We start from the raw sequence: 17,645 nt of genomic DNA on the forward strand, positions 1-17,645 counted from the left end.
TAATAAACAACTATATACACTCAAAAAAAGGATGAATTCATGATATATTTATAATTGTTGTAATTATATGAAAATAGTTATAGTGCATAGAAAATTATAAATAACAGGAGGATAAAATGTTTAGTAACCTGAAGTTCTTTACAAAAAATATTCTAGTTACCATTTTTAGTATTTTAATCGTAGGTGTAATTCTCATAAGTGTCAGTTACTTTATACAAGGAAGTTTATTAAAGGATCAGCTTAGAAATCAAACAAAAGGAATTTCTGAATCATGGTACGAAAAGATTGATGGTAGCGAAGTTGAAAGATTAATGCAAGATACGAATGTTCAAAGTGAAGTACATAAGAAATATACAGATATGTTCAACAAAATGAGTGAGTATAATCCTACCGTCGCACAAGGTTATATTTATGGAGTTGAATTAAGTGGTGAAAAGAAAAATGAAACGTCTTTAATTGCCTTTGATGATGCCATTTGGGAAATGTTTATAGGAGAAGGTTTAGAGCCTGGTGGTTTATATGAACAACCTGAAATCGTTGTAAAAGCTTTAGAAGTTTTAAAAGCGACTGGCGAACCAGAATTTACAGAAATATATAAAGATGATTACGGTACATGGCTTACATTTTTGTACCCAATATTTAATGCACAAAAGGATTTAATCGCCTATTATGCAATTGATGTAGATGCCTCTAGTGTTGGGGAAGGACAAGCAGGCCTCTTAAAATGGACTTCTATGTCATTAGCAGTATTAATGATTCTTTCGATAATTATGCAGTACTTTATCGTTAAGTCTCAATTAAAACCTTTAAACTATTTATTGGCAGGAATTAATAAAGCAAGCAAAGGTGAGTTAGTAGCGGATTTACCAGAGGGCAGAGATGAATTAGGTACGGTCAATGCAAGATTTAATGAAATGATTACATCTTTAAGTCATATGGTGAATGGCGTAACGAATACAGCTTTAAAAGTGAAAGACGATTCAAAACGATTAGAAAACGCATTCAAGTCAACATATGATTCTTCAGAGGAAATTACAAACTCTATTAATGGTATGGAGTCCAATTTAAAAGGGCAAGAAACGTCAATTGAAGAATCAGCTCGCTCAATGGAAGATATGTCGATTCAAGTTCAAAATATTGCTACTGATGTAGCAGACGTTTATAAATATGCCGAAGAAGTTACGTCCTATTCAGAAAATGGTAACGAAATTACTTATGAAGTGGCCAATCGAATGGAATCGATTGTGAATGATGTGGAAAATTCAAATAAAAACATCGGTAATTTAGTGAAATTATCCGATGAAATCGGTCAAATTTTAGGCGTTATTACAGACATTTCGAGTGCGACCAATTTATTAGCTTTAAATGCAAGTATTGAAGCAGCACGCGCAGGGGAACATGGTAAAGGCTTTGCAGTAGTGGCGCAAGAAGTCCAAAAACTTTCTGAGCAATCTGCTAAATCTACGGAAAGTATTCGAGAGCTTGTTAGCCGTGTTCGCGCGGCGGTAAATGAAGCGGAATCGTTTATGGAAAATATTAAAAAGGGTGTTGATGGCGGTAAAGCATCCACTCAAAAAACAAATGAAATGTTCACAAAAATTCATGAATTCAATAAAGAGATTACTTCAAAATTACAATCTGTGTCGTTGGCAACGGAAGAAATTTCGGCAGGTGTAGAACAATCAGCTGCAATGGTTATTACATTATCTTCGAATGCTAAAGAAATTGTAGATGGTTATGGAGGAATTGTAGATAACGTTGAAAATCAACAAAGTACGTTAAGCAACATCAATAGTATGTCAGAGAATTTAAAAAGTACTTCTGAAGAATTAGAAGAGGTAGTAAGTAAGTTTAAAAACTAGCACGATTATTTTTAGCCAGATGCTATCATCAGTAAGCGAAAATCAATGACGGTAGCATTTGGATGTCATTAGTTGATTACTAGTATTTGAAAGAGGTCGTAAATGAAATGGAAACTATTTTAAATAAGTTTAGTCAAGTTGTTACACAGCACGGAAATTCAATTGCACTAAAAGAACGAAATCGACAATTAACTTATTTGGAGTTGGATAATGAATCGAATAAAATTGCGAACTATTTAATTTCAAATGGTCTTAAAAAGGGAGATTTTGTTGCAATTTATTTGAAAAGAAGTATTGATACGGTCATTTCATTACTAAGCATTATAAAGGCAGGGGGTGTTTATGTTTCTTTAGACCCTACGCATCCGGATGATCGAAATAACTACATTATTGAGGATATTAATACTTCATTTATTATTAGTAATACGGACTCTTTCGAGAAAATAAAAGGGTTACAGTTAAATCCTTCAATGAATATTTTACTTGTTGATGATTTAAAGACGAATTTTGAGCCAAAATCATTTAAATATGTCGAGGATAATAGTAATGATGTTTGCTACACAATTTTTACATCTGGTACTACCGGCAAGCCAAAAGGTACGCTCATTCGTCAACAAGGTATTCTGAATTTAGTTCATTACATGCAAGAAGATTGGCAAGTGAATGAGCAAGATCGAATTTTACAATTTGCTACTTATAGTTTTGATGCGTCGGTATTAGATACGTTTCTATCACTCTTAACAGGCTCTTTATTGTATTTAATTGATGATGAAGAAAGAATGGCTGAAAGTAATTTTTTAGATGTTGTGAAAACCGAAGAAATAACAGTCATTCCAGTACTACCAACCGTTTTCTTTAATCGAATTGTCAATTATTTAACAGAAGAAAACTCGAAATTATTCGCCACTGTTAAACTTGTCGGTGTAGGTGGAGAATTATTAACGGGTGATTTAGCGAGAAAGTTTAAAGCGAGTTTTTGTGGCGAAGCGAGATTTTTTAATTTATATGGACCAACTGAAATTACAGTAATGGCAACTGCATATGAAGTACCGAAAGATTTGGGAAGTGATGTATACAGCGTTCCAATCGGGAAGCAATTGCCAGGGAATAAAATTTATATCGTGAACGAAGAAGGAAAAGCATGTGAAGAAAATGAAGTAGGGGAACTATGGATCGCTTCTGTCGGTATTTCTTTAGGTTATTTAAATAATACTGAAAAAACGGAAGAAGTATTTATTAAAAACCCATTTGACCCGCACCTTTATGGGGGAATTGTCTATCGGTCTGGGGATCTTGTAAAAAAATTAAAAGACGGCAATGTTGAATTTGTTTCGAGAATGGACACTCAAGTGAAAATTCGTGGGCATCGTATTGAAATTGCCGAAATTGAAACAAAAATGAATGAAATAGAGGATATTGAAAATGCGGTTGTTGTAGTAGAAAAAGAAGAGGATGACCAAATTTTAAAAGCTTTCTTCACTTCAAATAAGCAAGTTGAACTTACATCGATAATCGAGGCTTTGAAAATAGACTTACCGAGTTACATGCTCCCTACAAAATTGCAACAGCTAGAAGACATTCCATTTGCGCCCACAGGTAAAGTAGATCGTAAAGCTTTAGAGAAACTCGAAGCAGAACGTGTATCACTTTCGAGATCAGAACAATTCATTGCACCGCGTAATGCAGTGGAAGAAGACATTGTAGCTGTTTGGAAAAAGGTATTAAAAATTGATGAAATTAGTGTCCTTGATAATTTATTTGAAATTGGTGGACACTCTTTAAAAGTAATTGAAATTTTATCATACTTAAAACCAGCGTACCCAGTTTTAACAATTAAAGATTTCTTCGACTTGAAAACGGTAGAAAATTTAGCGAATAAAGTGTTAAACACATCGAATGTAGTGGAAGAACAGTTTAATGGTGAATTCACATATTTAGCTGAACTTCCGGAAATACCTGTTAATGGAGCGTTACCTGAGGCGCAGACGGTATTTGTTACGGGATCAACAGGGTTTTTAGGGAGTCATATAACGAATAAATTGCTTGAAGAAGGAAAAGATGTCATTTTACTTGTGCGCGGTGAAACAGCAGAAAGCCGTGTAAAAGATACGATGTACAATTATTTTAATACAGGGTTAAGTACAAAAATTACGATTGTAAATGGAGATTTGACGAAGAAGTATTTAGGTCTTCCAAAAGAAGAATTTAGACAATTAGCATTAAAAATCGATGCGATTATTCATTCAGCAGCTGATGTAAGGCATTTTGGGGATCGAGAACATTTTGAGAAAGTGAATGTTCAAGGGACGAAAAATATTTTTGAATTAGTCGATTTTAATACGAAAATTACTTTCCATCATATTTCTACTGTAGGCGTTATACAAGATTTATTAGCAGAAGGAAAGTGGGATTTATTAAAGGAAGCGACTGAATTCCCTGAACAGTTACATTTGGAAAGTGTTTATACAGATACAAAAATGATAGCTGAAAAATGGATATTAGATAAAGCGAAAGAAGGAAAACAAGTTTTCGTTTACCGAATGGGTAATTTGACGGGGCGCTATAGCGATGGGCGTTTCCAGAGTAATATTGATGGAAATGCATTTTATCGTATGATGAAGTTAATCATCATGGTAAATAAAGCACCTAAAGTACAATGGATGGTAGACTTTACACCTATTGATTTTGCAGCGGAAGTGGTAGTGAAATCTTTACTAACAGCCAAGCATTTAGGACGTGTGTATCATGTATGCCACCCGAACCCGATTCCATTTGAACACTTTATTTCAATTTTAAATGAGTTGGATTTAAATATAGAAATGGTAGAAAAAGCAGTGTATGAGGAATATGTTTTAAGTGGAAATGTGAATGAAGAAGTGAAAAATTTAGGTGTTGCTCAGCTAGATGGAGATGGTGCTAGTGATTCAAATGCTGTTTTCGATAGTAAAAATACGATGAACCGTCTAGGAATGAATCAATTGCCTCTATTAGAAAAAGAGTATATTGGAAAATTAATTGATTATGCAATTGCAGAAGGCTTTATTAAAGTAGCTGTTCGCATATAAAAAATGGGGTAAGGATATATTTTTATATCCTTGCTTTTTTTATGGGAGAAATGAGCGTTTATGAAACTATATATTGTAAAAAATTGGTTGGAGAAAGTGGGTAAGAGTGAACGTAAGACAAATGGGTCCGTCCTTTTAGTGAAAAAAATAGTAGGGGATATGGATATACAAAAAAATGCAAATGGTAAACCGTTTATTTTGAATGACAAGCAATTTATCAATTGGTCCCATAACGATGAATATTTAGTCATTGCATTGAGCGAATTAGGTCAGATTGGTGTAGACGTAGAAATGAGTCATTTACCATATGATGAAAAGTTATACGGCTGGATTTTACATAAGGAAGAAAAAAGTAAACTACAGCAAGGCCGTTTGTTTTCTGAAATTTGGACTCGAAAAGAAGCCATTTTAAAATGTAGTGGTGAAGGAATTAGTGACAAAATGTGTGAATTAAACAGTTACCAAATGATGAATTTGCATGTTACGACTCTATTTTTAAGTGGGTTATGCATTAGCATATGTAGCGAGTATCAAGAAGCGATTGAACTCTATCAAATCTCGTGAGCAGCAACATGATTTTGCATGTAACAGCAGGGATGGAGAAGGAAATTCAAGAAAAGCACCTAGAAACGACAGGAGTACTTATTACCATAAGCGTTTCTAGATGCATGATGAAAAGCGTGCCTAATAACAAACAATTCCTTATAATTGCTGTGGCTAATTTTGTAGAGGTTGACTATAGATCCAAAAGCTCAATTACTTATCCGTGATACCAACCCGTCTTTGGGTTAATCGATACGACTCTATACCACTGACCAACACCATCAAATTGTACATAAAACTCTAGTGAACCAACCCCATTAAATGCGCCTGCTTCAACTAGTTTGTATTTATCATTTTTTCCGACAAACTCCATTTTAAGTTGGTTTAACGTAGTGTCTTTTATGCCTGGTGCCCAACTGTACGGGTTTTGGAATGATAAATGATGCGTTGCAACCCAACCTGTTAATCCCCCATATTGTACTTTCGACCAACCGTATTTTTCATAGCTAAACCAATCCTCTTGATCGTAACCAGTTGGTACACCACCTGTGACATTTACGTTTGCCCCGTCTGAAATGACACCAATCGTGCTATAAATTTCACCAGGGGAAGATTTGATGTCGGTTGCTTCTAGTGCGACTGCGCTCTCGAATTCGCCTGCATTTACGACGATTGTTTTATCGCCTGCCGTTAAAATTGCTGTTTCTTCTTTTGCGTTCCATGTAGTTTTTACACCAAAGGATTCACTAATAAAGCGTAATGGTACTAATGTTGAGCCGCTATACACTTGCGCAGGCACATCAATTGTAACTGCTTTTTTGTTAATTTGTGCTGTTTTTGAGCCGACCTTTAACGAAATTGTCGTTTGCCCTTTTTTAGCTGTAATTGTTTTATCTTTTTGATTCCATTGAACAGTCGCGCCTAATTCTTCAAAAATCGCACGTAATGGTACGAGGGTACGATTGTTGACGACTTTACCACCGTCTAAAGTGACAGTCGTATTCGCACTTGCCGTTATCCAACTAATGCTGCTTAACATTATGATGACTAATATTATCGTTGAAAATTTCTTCATATTTCTCACCCTTTCTGAAAGATAACAATATTATATTACCATAAAAGCTAGATATTTTACCTGATTTTACTATGAAGTTTATCATATTCCCTGCTGTAACTAGCCAAATTTTCTCTCAAACTAGCCAATTTCCTGTTAAAACTAGCCAATTTTCAAGCGTTACTCGCCAAAATACATCGAAAACTAGCCAAATTGATGCCGTAACTCGTCGAATCCCGTTTTCCTCGCCAATTTCCCTGTTGATCTAAACAATTTGAAAAAACCACCTAAATTATCCTTAAATTGAAACTTATTCGTATGCTCAACCGTAAATAGAGTACATTAAAACACCAGGAGGAATTCATATGACGAAAAAAGTACTTGTTAAATATACGGTTATTACTTCTGTTTCTGCCTTAACGTTAGCTGGATGTGGAGGCACTGAGGAGACGGTTTTCTATCCTAGCGAAATGAGAGAAGTCGATTCATCATCTAGTAACCAAGTGGAAATAGAGGAAGTCGTACAAGAGGATTTCGAAAATAACTTTGATAATGAAGTTGAAGTGGTACATGAAGATACTTATACAAATTCCAATGAAGTGCTAACAGAAGAATACACTGAAACGAATTTTGATGAAGAACTAGTACATATTGAAGAGAGCGAATATTATGGAGACTGTGGAGCATGGCAAGAGTCTGACGATGGTTCAAGTGAATGTATAGACGAAAATTCGCCACTGTATTCGCAACATTTCTTTAACGGGTTAATGTTCGCTTCATTGGGAGCATTAGCGGCAAGTGGAATGTACAAATCAATGAATAAGCGTGACGGAGAAAATCGATCCGCCGTTTCATCAGGCGGTGGCGGCGGATATAGCAGTTCGAATACAAATAAAACAAATTCTTACTCAAGTGGTAAGCAAGGCTTTAGTTCTGGCGGTACTTCTCGTGGCGGATCAGCCTCTTCATGAGCAATACGGAGGTGACTAATATGAAGGAAAAGAATCACTTAAATGCAATTACAGAGCAACGTACCGCATTTTACAGTCAATACCCTCATTTTTTTGCAAATGTGGATGAGTTGGAATATGCCTTGTATGATATTTTGCCGATGACTCAGGAAAAAATCGACGAAATTGATTATGCAACGAATATTTTGTGGCGCATTTTTCAGAAGGTAGCGAAGCAGTTTAAGCACTTATCAGTGGAACAGCTACTTTTGCTCGGCATTCGAGAAGAAATGATTCCGTTTATTTCACTCGATTATTTACCGCAGCAATCAGTTTTGGCACGCTTTGACTTTATTTGTACAGAAGATGGTGGGATAAAAGCGATTGAATTAAATGGAGATACGCCATTTTTAATTACCGAAACTTTTGAAATGAACCAGTATTTATGCGATGAATTTGGTTATGAAAACCCGAATCGGGCTGACATGTTAATTAAAAGTCTTTCGCAAGCGTTATTTGCATCGATTCACTATTTAAAAAAGCCAACATCTGCACCAATTAAAGTTGTAATAACAGGGAAAGAGGCGCATGAAGACTTCGAGGAAAATGTGCATGTCGAGTATATTCTAAAGCATTTGCCTTTCGACATTGAGTACGTGCCGATTAAACAGCTAATTATATATGAAGCAGATACCGCTACAATTGAGCGCGGCTTATATACGCCGAGTATGGAACGGATTGATATTTTATATCGCCCAGCGCATCCCCTCGAATTTTTAATTGATGATGTATCCGATGACGGCGAGCTAACTCGAATCGGTATTTCCTTGCTAGAATTGGTTCGAGATAAACAATTAGCAATTATTAATTCACCTGCAGCATATGTCCTTCAATCCAAAATTCTGCTGTGGTTAATTTGGGAACGCCGGGGCGAACCGTTATTATTTACCGCTGAAGAACGTGCAGCCATTGAAAAATATATGTTACCTACATACATGAGCGCAGAACCATTTGTTAGTGAGGGGATTGGCTATGTAAAAAAGCCAGTATTTTCACGGGAAGGTAATACGATTGAAATTCATAAAGCAAATGGAGAAAAGCAAGCAGCATCTCAATTTGCGCATTATACAGATAATCTTTATATTTATCAGCAATATATAGAAATGCCCTCCATTGATATTACATTAAAGGATGGCAAGCATTCGAAAAAATGGCTGATTGGTTCATTTGTTGCAGATGGGCGAGCTTGCGGGCTTGCTTGTCGTGTAGGCAATGACATAACAGAATGGGATTCACATTGGTTGGCTGTAGGTGCAGAGAAATAAAGAAGTTAAAATTAGTTATTCCAAAATCTCAAAAGCATAAATGGAAATCCTCGCTAAGTTTCTAAAGAGCATAGTGGGGATTTTTGGTGTACGCAATATATCTATTCGGCATAAACTGTAAATGAGAAAGGGATGATCATTAATTAATGAGTACGTCTAATCTAAAAAAGCCCATTACAAATTCATGCCTATACTATGGTTACCCAAGTTCATTCAGTGGTACTTATAAAGTAGAGGATTGTGCAACATTATTCGCTAAATATGATTTAGTTGTTTGGGGAGATCGGTACCAAGATCCTAGCCATCAGGATTATAGTAATGCAGTTGCCATCGCAAAGTCTATGTTGAATAAGAACTCTACAATGGAGTTCCTTGGCTATATCCCAATTGGCATGGATAATAGTGCCGGATCTAATTTAAAGATGAATGAACTGAAATCTAGAGTATATGCATGGAAAACTCTCGGCTGTACGGGGATTTTTCTTGATGAATTTGGATTTGATTATAGAGTAACGAGAGAACGCCAAAATGAAATTGTGAATTATATACATACCTTAAGTATGAATGTAATTGCTAATTCATGGAGAATAGATTACGCATTTAGTTCAAAAAGTATGCCACTTTCATGGTTGAGTAATTTTGATGGAAACCCAAATAAATTACTTCCTGTGTTAAACGAAAATGATTACTACATGTTCGAAAATGCTTGGTATGAATGGAATTCGGATACAACACAAACAGAAGTGAAATATGCTGAAGGTAGCCTCCCTAAAAATAGAATGTATGAGGCGATTGATTATTACCAAAAAGCACAAACCGATTATGGTGGATTAAGTTATTATGAAAAATTCAAAACGAAAACATTTGCATTAGATGGTGTAAGTAAAGAATTGCTGGATGAAACAAAAGAAAAGTACTTTATGACAGGTATGATGGCATCTCTTCTTATGAATATAGACACTTACTGTATGTCTACAGATAGTTGGGGGGCCCGTGGAAAATACCATAAATTTAATCAACCAGACTATTATGAGCTATATAAACCGAATAAACATGTCATTAAAGCGGCAAAAAAATACAGTAGTTTTGATGATGTATTTACGGCTGTCATTGGAACGAATACGTTAGAGCTAACGTGGGTGCAAGATGCTGCTCGTCCAGAAAATCCAGAATTGGGAATTCATAAAGTAACATGGAATGGGCAGCTAGTTGATTCTTTTAATTTTGTAATGGAATCTCCGCCAGAAATTCCAGAAAACCCAGACATTTCGAAGCCATGTATCATTGATTCAGTTGAAAGTGATCCTCTTAAACCGGAAGTTGGTCAAATATGGTTAAGGAGTGACAGTACGTCCGATCATCCATTAAGAATCATGACAGTTGATGGGATTAAGGGGATTCGTTTAGTAGATCCAATAGACAATTCACCAACCATCGAAAAGAAAATTGTGTTGGATGGTTTAGCGGGATATTGGAATGCGAAACAAGGATTGACCACTGGAACTTGGAAAAATATAGCCCCTGCAACAATCGGCTCACATAATGCGATTAATAAAGATATTGTAGTGGATGAAAAAGGAGCTAAATTTAACAGTACGTTATTATCTAGAGTTGATATACCGCATGCAAATAGTTTAACAAATACAACGCTTGAATTCTTTTTCACTCATAATACGATTAGTCATGAAGGACATTGGCTATTTGGAACAAGTTCGGGAAATCGACTTGTTATTTATGGAAACAACAAGCCAAATTTCAAGCAAGTAGTTGCAGGGAAATCAGTTAGTACTAGTCCAAATATCGTACTTGCAGCAGGAACGTTGAATCATATAGCGATTCGGATTGCGGGTACAACAACAGATGTGTTTGTAAATGGTGTGAAAATTCCTGTAGCTGTGCCAACTGGACTATTTGAGTGGCGTCAAAAAATTTTCCTTGGAACCTATTCTGGTTCGGAATATAAGTTTGATGGCTATTTACATTCATTCAAATTATACAATCGCGCGCTGACGGACTTGGAAATAGAACAAAATAGAGCAGTAGGTATTGATATAGGATTGTAGAGAATGGAAGAGGGGGAGCCTTATAAGCGCCTTTCGAAGTGAAATAACATTAATAAATAGCAATGTCCCCACTAGATTTTTAAAAGAACATAGTGGGGATTATATAATTTTATAGGCTACTCAATCACTTCATTTAATCGTTGGTGTAGGTAAACTAAATAATCTTTTATAGAGAGCCAGACTAATGAAGGCACTTAGTAAGATAACACTAAAAATAGTAATAGGTGATAGCCATGTTGCTAACAATACCGTAATGGGTGCTACGAAACGCCCTAAAGTAAATTGCATATTTGCAGCGCCCATATATTGTGCTCTCGCTTTTGTAGGTGCATGTTTACTAACAAAATTATAAATAACTGGTGCTCTTACAATTTCTCCAAATGTAAAAATAAAAGTTAAGCAGAAAAGGATCCAAATATTCGTTGTAAATCCAACAGCAAACATACCAAATCCGGCTAGAAGACAAGATAGTATAAACACACTTTCATCTGTCCAAGATTTTAACCATTTCGTTATTGGTAAAACAAATAGAACAAATAATACGCCATTTAGTCCTAATATTAAGCCTAAAACCTCTGCTCCTTCAATTTGTATCAACCAGTCATTCCAATGAAATAATGTTTGTAAAGGTACATATTCTGTAATGTATATGGCTAAATATAAATCTAATTGCATAATGGCGATGACAGAAAAAATGCCAGCGACAATATAATACATAAAAGCCTTGTCTTTTCGCATAGCAATATAGTCTTTGAATTGCGTTGAGAGTACTTGAGAAGCTGAAAATTTCGCAGACGTATTTTTTTGAGGTACGGTTTCTTTTAATTGAATAAATAAAAGTACTGTATAAATAAGTGTTACAGTCGTACAGCTCCACAATAGTAGAGAACGATATTCAAAAAATAAAATAGCCCCAATGATTGGACCTAGGACAGCCCCGATATTATTCATCGTCATAAAAGTGGCAAACACTTCTTTTCGATTAGATTCATCGACTAAATCTGCCACCATCGCATCACTTGCAGGTTTATAAAACGCTGTGCCTATACCAATTCCAAGAAAGGCGGCATAATCCAACCAAGGTGAGGGGGATAGAGCGAATAGGGCAAACATCCCCGTTTGTATGCTACTACCTAGAATCATTGTGGGACGACGCCCGAAAGTATCTGCTAAATAACCACCAATTAAATTGAAGAGTAGACTAATAATTGGGGGGATCATTAGCAAAAATCCTGCCCATGTTAAACTAATTGTTTGGCTAAAATACACAGCGATAAAGGGGAAATACATCCAATATAACAAATTAAATAACGTTTCACCTAGCAGTCGAATTTTCAAATTGACATCCCAGTGGTATTTTTCCATTGTTTTCTCCCTATACATAGACTCCTCGGCCGAGTAATTCAATTTTACGAAAGCATACTGGTAAAATATAGACTTATATTCAAATTTATTTTATACTAATAATATGGAAGTTAACTAATGACGAACTTCAATTTATGTGCGATATAAAACGAACGTTTGTTTCTTTTTTGCTGTAAATGATAATATTCTTGCCTTAAATAAAATAAAAAACATGTACTTCAAGTGATCCAATTACTCGAAGTACATGTTTTTTTATTTCCAAAAGTTGATTTTAAATACAATTTTTAGTAAGGGAATTAAAATAAGCAATATAATCTTTAGTTAAGCAATCAATTTCACAAACCAAGCGACATAATGCGCCCCTGGAATAAATAACAGCTGGGCGAATAAAGTACCTAAAAATCGGGACGCCATCATCATGACAGACATTCTTTTTAAATCTAAATAGCTACCTTTTTTATTAAGTACATCATCGGCGAGAATTGAAATTTTGGGGTCAATAAATAGTATCAAAAGAATCGTAGCGACACCATTGATTAATCCTGAAGCCATCGCAGCCGTTGTCCCAAGCTCTGGGACGAGTAAAGCCGCATAAAGAGAAGAGAGAACCCCAGTTGTATAAATCGCCGTAATTAAAATATTAATGACGAAAAGTTTCATGGGAATATCTTTTACGCGAATCCCTTTTACAAAAGCAAAACTAGGCTTACGAATGTGCTTCATACCACGTTTGATATATTCAAGCGTCAATCCCTTTTTCATTAAAGCAGGGATGTTTCCTCTCTCTTCAGCCAAATGAATGATTGCTCTAGAAAAGATGGCAATAAAAGTAGGCAGAAGGAGAATCCCGATTAAGGTACCAATAGATGCTGCACCGATAATTATGCGAAACTGATTTTCTACATAGCTTAAAGCATTTTCTTGCGGTGCATGATCCACTAAACTTCCTGTAAATGGTTGTTGCATCATATTCGCTAACCTTGAAACCATGACCATTACATTAAATAGAGATAAAGCGGATGCGAGTAACTTTACACGAGCACCTGATAAACGCACGGCATAGGCTAACGTTTCGATGGAATGAATAATTAATATGAAAAGTGCGATGATGATTAATTTATCGGTAAGTAAATCGATGATGAACAACTCCTAAATAATTTTATAGTTGTTAGTGTAGACGATTTGGAAGTAAGTTAGTTCTCGTTTGTTTGAATGTTTAGAATGAAAAGATAAATTATAAGCGAAACTTGGAAAGAGAGGGAATTGAGGGGCCGAGATTACTATTCGATTTAAAAAGTTAGAAGTTAGAGCCTCTCTACATAATATTGTAGAGAGGCTCCTTCAAGTTAAACAGGATTATTCTATTTCAATCTCAATATTTTTCACAAAAACAGCTGTACCTGAAATAGAAATGTCTAGTTGTTCATTTTCTTCATTTACATGTACATATACCTGTCCATCTTTATTGATTTCATGTCCTTGCTCAACAATAAGTGTCGTAGGTAAATTAATATATTGATTTACATACTTTTTATAATATGCTCCCATCACGCCTGAAGCTGTTCCAGTAATGGCATCTTCAATAGTTCCTGAATGAGGAGATGAAAAGTGACGCGCATGCATGTCGTTTCCATGATCACGCACTTCAAAACAAATAGGGTGTACAGAAGCTTCTGGCATCTCTAATAAAACCTTCGGAAATTCTTTAGTATTAGGAGTCATTTTTGAAAAGCTTGATAATTCTTTCACTGGAATAATTAAAGTCCAAATGCCTGTACTCCCATAAACAATTGGATATTCTGAATGTAAATCTTCTTCTCGTAATCCAATGGAAGCTGCTAAATCAGACTTTGAACCGCCAAATGATTGAAATTGTGGTTTTGCATGTTGCATCGTTATAAGGATTTGATTATTTTCTTCGCGAATTTGTATCGGCAATATACCTGCCTTTGTTTCAATTGTAAAAGTTGATTTTTCTAATAATCCATTCATTTTTAGCGCATAAACCGTTCCCATTGTCGCATGACCGCATAAATTATTCTCATGTCCAGGTGTAAAATAACGAATGTGAAAATCTGCAACATTCGAAGGCACAACAAAAGCGGTTTCATTAAATCCAACTGCTGCAGCAATAGCGAGCATTTGTTTTTCTGTATAATCCTCGCCATTCAATACGACACCAGCTGGATTCCCTTTCTCAGGAGTGGAACTAAACGCATCAATATGTTTTATATTTACTTTTACCAAAATATGTACCTCCTTAAATCGTAATCTCCAATATAAAGAAAATTATCATTATTATTGTAGCGTAAATTATAAAGTGTGACACTATTCATTTTGAGGGGGAGTGAAATCGGCTAGTAAAACGTGGTTTGGCTAGTTACTGCATTATTTCGGCTAGTTTACGATGTATTTTGGCGAGTAACGCTTGAAAAGTGGCTAGTTTTAACGGGTTAATGGCGAGTTTACGGAAAAAGTTGGCTAGTTACGGTGGGAAATACTATTGAAGTAGATGGAGTTGTAGGAGCAGAAGGGAAGAAAAAAATCATTTACACTAAAAAAGCTTCTAATCTAACACACTTAGATTAGAAGCCCTATTCTAAATAACAGTAAATCGTTTTTATTCAGTACAATTGTTTTTCAATTTCTGATGCTGTGGTTTTAATTCTATTTATTAATAGCTGTTCATCATAATCGGCATATCGTACCTCTGGAATGAGGATTGTCACCGAAGCGATAATTTGATGAGAAGCATTTAAAATAGGCGCTGTGACAGAGCATGCTCCGCGCACACGTTCGCCGCTACTTTTGGCGTAGCGTAGGGAACGAATTTGATGTAATTCCGTAACTAGCAAGTCTTTTGAAAGGATTGTCTGATCTGTAATGGGTTCAAGCACGATATTTTCTAAATACTCTTCAAGATGTGGCATAAATGCGAGCAATGTTTTAGAAGATGCACCTGCATAAAGAGGGGAAGTATCTCCAACAAACATTTTCGTAGATAGTGGATGGGTTGAATCATAGTTTAAAATGCAGCGTCTTTCCCATCCATCGATAATACTCATGGAAACACTTTCGCCCATTTCTTCGTTTAGCTTTTTTAATAAAGGTTCAGCGACAATAATTAAACTCGATTCTTGCTTAACTAAGTTACCTAAGTACAGCAATGAATGTCCTAATTGATAGCGTTTCGTAAGCTCATCCTTATGCAGAAAACCTTCATACACAAAGGTGGAAACGAAGCGTTGTAAACTAGAAATACCAATCCCAGTCTTTTTACTTAGCTCCGTTAAAGAAAGGTTGGGCTCATCTTTTGTAAATGCTTTTAAAACTTTGATCGCTTTGTGCAGCGACGACATGGTGTAGTTTTTTTCGAAAGTCTCTAGATTCATTACGTCACCTACTCAAATGATAAATTACCTATACTATAGTATATCGCACTTTTATTTTGAAAGAGTGGATTTTTGGAAAGTTTCTGTATGTTCTCCTAAAGTAGGAGGGGCTAAATTGTATTGAATATTTAAGCTAGAAAACTGCAACGGATTTTTGACAAACTTCACTTTTCCATACAGTTCGTGCTCTAACTCACCAATCATCTCACGTGCCAGTATTTGAGGCTGTTCAAGCGCTTCAGCAATTGTATTGACACGCCCACCCGGAATTTTGTATTGCTGTAATAAGGCAATCCATTCATCTCGTGTTTTCTTTATTGTTAATTCCGTAATCATTTTAACAAGCTCAGCTTCATGTTGTTTACGCAATGTATTTGTTACAAATCGCGCATCATTGGCCCATTCTTTACGGTCCAATATCATGCAAAGCTTTTGGAATTGTCCATCTGTTCCCGCACAAATCATTAATGGACCATCTGCACAGTCAAATACTTGATAAGGCGCTACGTTATTATGGCGATTTCCTAAACGCTCGGAAGAAAAGCCTGTATTTAAATAAGCACTTGCCACATTAGCTAAACTGCTCATTTGAACATCAAGTAAAGATAAATCAATAAATTGACCCTCATGTGTTTGGTCGCGCATGCGAAGTGCTGCTAAAATACTAATGACAACATAGTTCGAAGTTAAAATATCTGCAATCGGGACACCGACTTTTGTTGCTTCTCCATCAGATGCTCCAGTAACACTCATCAAACCACTCATTGCTTGAATAACAGGGTCAAAGCCTGGTTCATAAGCAAGTGGACCTGTTTGACCAAAACCCGTTACCGCGCAATGAATAATGCGAGGATTTACTTTTTTTAACTCCTCATAACTGAGCCCCATGCGCGCCATATCACCGGTTTTAAAGTTTTCAAGTACGATATCGGCATCTTTAACAAGCTCTTTAAATTGCTCTTGGCCTGCTGTCGTTTTTAAATTTAATGTGATCGATTTTTTATTGCGATTTGCACATAAGTAATACGTGCTTTGCTCATTTAAAAATGGTCCCCAGTCACGCATGCTATCTGAGCCGTCTGGATGTTCTACGCGAATGACTTCAGCGCCTAAATCTGCCAGCATCATGGAGCCAGCAGGGGCAGCATAAACACGCGATAAATCTAATACACGAATATTTTCAAGAGGTTGCATTTTGGTTCCTCCTTTAGCTCATCTATTATAAGTAGGTTTGCGTTTTTCTACGACTGCACTAACGCCTTCTTTGAAATCATCTAACTCGGTTACAATGGCCATTTGAGAGGAAATATAGTCAAGGGCAGAACGTAAATCCATCTTTTGACTTTGGTAAACCGCGCGTTTAATAAATTGTAATGTCGTTGCAGGGCGGCTTGCTAAATCTTTTGCATAATTGTATGTGTATGCCTCTAGCTCATCATCTTCTACAACAAACGTTACGACACCTTTTTCTTTCGCTTCATCAGCCGTTAAGACACGAGCAGTCCAGAACATATCTAATGCTTGGTCAATCCCAATTAATTTTGGTAAATAGTATGCGCCACCGTCACCAGGAACGATTGCCACGTTAATATAGCTTTCTGAAATTTTCGTTGACTTAGCAGTAATCCGAATATCACACATTAACGCCATATCAAGACCCGCACCCATTGCAAAGCCGTGAACTTGCGCAATAACAGGCTTATCAATTTCCTCGAGAAGAAGGGGAATACGCTGAATCTTTTTCCAAAGGGAATTTTTTCGTGCTAGGCCAGTAGAAGTGATGTCATCTTCACTTTTGAAGAAACCTTCACCTGCTTGCATTGCCTTAATATCGCCACCTGCACAAAATGATTTGCCATTACCTTTAACAATCACGACTCGAATATCATCTGAATCACGAACCGTTTCTAATGCTTTGATCCACTCAGAAATCATTTCTTCACTGAACGCATTATACGCTTCAGGTCGGTTTAACGTAATTGTTGCAATATGATCTTTCACTTCAAATAGTAAATCAGCCATTGAG

13 protein-coding genes are annotated in these 17,645 nt (G+C 36.0%); 6 read left to right on the plus strand and 7 right to left on the minus strand.

What is annotated here, in order from left to right; genetic code table 11:
- The first annotated feature begins 116 nt into the window (after positions 1 to 116).
- From MHI10_RS05685 to MHI10_RS05695, 3 genes are all read left to right on the plus strand, one after another.
- Entirely contained in the window at positions 117 to 1,862 is a 1,746-nt protein-coding gene (locus tag MHI10_RS05685) for a methyl-accepting chemotaxis protein (protein WP_340783734.1), read from the plus strand.
- Between the two features lie 107 nt (positions 1,863 to 1,969).
- Positions 1,970 to 4,927 carry an amino acid adenylation domain-containing protein gene (locus MHI10_RS05690; RefSeq protein WP_340783735.1) on the plus strand — a complete coding sequence of 986 codons (2,958 nt, stop codon included), beginning with the start codon at positions 1,970 to 1,972 and terminating at the stop codon, positions 4,925 to 4,927.
- 60 nt (positions 4,928 to 4,987) lie between these two features.
- Positions 4,988 to 5,491, plus strand: coding sequence for a 4'-phosphopantetheinyl transferase family protein (locus tag MHI10_RS05695; RefSeq protein WP_340783736.1), 504 nt, complete (start codon positions 4,988 to 4,990; stop codon positions 5,489 to 5,491).
- Between the two features lie 196 nt (positions 5,492 to 5,687).
- Here the strand turns inward: MHI10_RS05695 and MHI10_RS05700 are convergent, their stop codons facing one another.
- Positions 5,688 to 6,545 (minus strand): stalk domain-containing protein, encoded by an 858-nt coding sequence (locus tag MHI10_RS05700; protein ID WP_340783737.1) that lies wholly within the window; start codon positions 6,543 to 6,545, stop codon positions 5,688 to 5,690.
- A 344-nt stretch (positions 6,546 to 6,889) separates the two neighbouring features.
- Here MHI10_RS05700 and MHI10_RS05705 point away from each other — a divergent pair, with 344 nt between their 5' ends.
- The 3 genes from MHI10_RS05705 to MHI10_RS05715 all read left to right on the plus strand — a co-directional run bounded on the left by MHI10_RS05705 (position 6,890) and on the right by MHI10_RS05715 (position 10,862).
- Positions 6,890 to 7,495 (plus strand): hypothetical protein, encoded by a 606-nt coding sequence (locus MHI10_RS05705; protein ID WP_340783738.1) that lies wholly within the window; start codon positions 6,890 to 6,892, stop codon positions 7,493 to 7,495.
- A gap of 20 nt (positions 7,496 to 7,515) precedes the next feature.
- Positions 7,516 to 8,799 carry a glutathionylspermidine synthase family protein gene (locus MHI10_RS05710; RefSeq protein ID WP_340783739.1) on the plus strand — a complete coding sequence of 428 codons (1,284 nt, stop codon included), beginning with the start codon at positions 7,516 to 7,518 and terminating at the stop codon, positions 8,797 to 8,799.
- A gap of 146 nt (positions 8,800 to 8,945) precedes the next feature.
- Complete coding sequence (locus MHI10_RS05715; RefSeq protein WP_340783740.1) at positions 8,946 to 10,862, plus strand: LamG domain-containing protein; 1,917 nt, start codon at positions 8,946 to 8,948, stop codon at positions 10,860 to 10,862.
- A 129-nt stretch (positions 10,863 to 10,991) separates the two neighbouring features.
- Here MHI10_RS05715 and MHI10_RS05720 read toward each other — a convergent pair whose 3' ends face one another.
- The 6 genes from MHI10_RS05720 to MHI10_RS05745 form a co-directional block, all read right to left on the minus strand.
- Entirely contained in the window at positions 10,992 to 12,227 is a 1,236-nt protein-coding gene (locus MHI10_RS05720) for an MDR family MFS transporter (protein WP_340783741.1), read from the minus strand.
- A gap of 321 nt (positions 12,228 to 12,548) precedes the next feature.
- A complete protein-coding gene (locus MHI10_RS05725) occupies positions 12,549 to 13,364 on the minus strand; it encodes a lipid II flippase Amj family protein (RefSeq protein ID WP_340789153.1) in 816 nt (271 codons plus the stop codon).
- A 219-nt stretch (positions 13,365 to 13,583) separates the two neighbouring features.
- The gene (locus MHI10_RS05730) at positions 13,584 to 14,474 is read right to left on the minus strand and encodes a PhzF family phenazine biosynthesis isomerase (RefSeq protein WP_340783743.1); all 891 of its coding nucleotides are present in this window, start codon (positions 14,472 to 14,474) and stop codon (positions 13,584 to 13,586) included.
- A 377-nt stretch (positions 14,475 to 14,851) separates the two neighbouring features.
- Positions 14,852 to 15,619, minus strand: coding sequence for an IclR family transcriptional regulator (locus tag MHI10_RS05735; RefSeq protein WP_340783744.1), 768 nt, complete (start codon positions 15,617 to 15,619; stop codon positions 14,852 to 14,854).
- 51 nt (positions 15,620 to 15,670) lie between these two features.
- The gene (locus MHI10_RS05740; RefSeq protein WP_340783745.1) at positions 15,671 to 16,813 is read right to left on the minus strand and encodes a CaiB/BaiF CoA transferase family protein; all 1,143 of its coding nucleotides are present in this window, start codon (positions 16,811 to 16,813) and stop codon (positions 15,671 to 15,673) included.
- A gap of 18 nt (positions 16,814 to 16,831) precedes the next feature.
- Positions 16,832 to 17,641, minus strand: a complete 810-nt coding sequence (locus MHI10_RS05745) for an enoyl-CoA hydratase/isomerase family protein (protein ID WP_340783746.1) — start codon at positions 17,639 to 17,641, stop codon at positions 16,832 to 16,834.
- Between the last annotated feature and the right edge of the window lie 4 nt (positions 17,642 to 17,645).

It is taken from the genome of Solibacillus sp. FSL K6-1523, assembly GCF_038005225.1.
Taxonomy (GTDB): Bacteria; Bacillota; Bacilli; order Bacillales_A; family Planococcaceae; genus Solibacillus.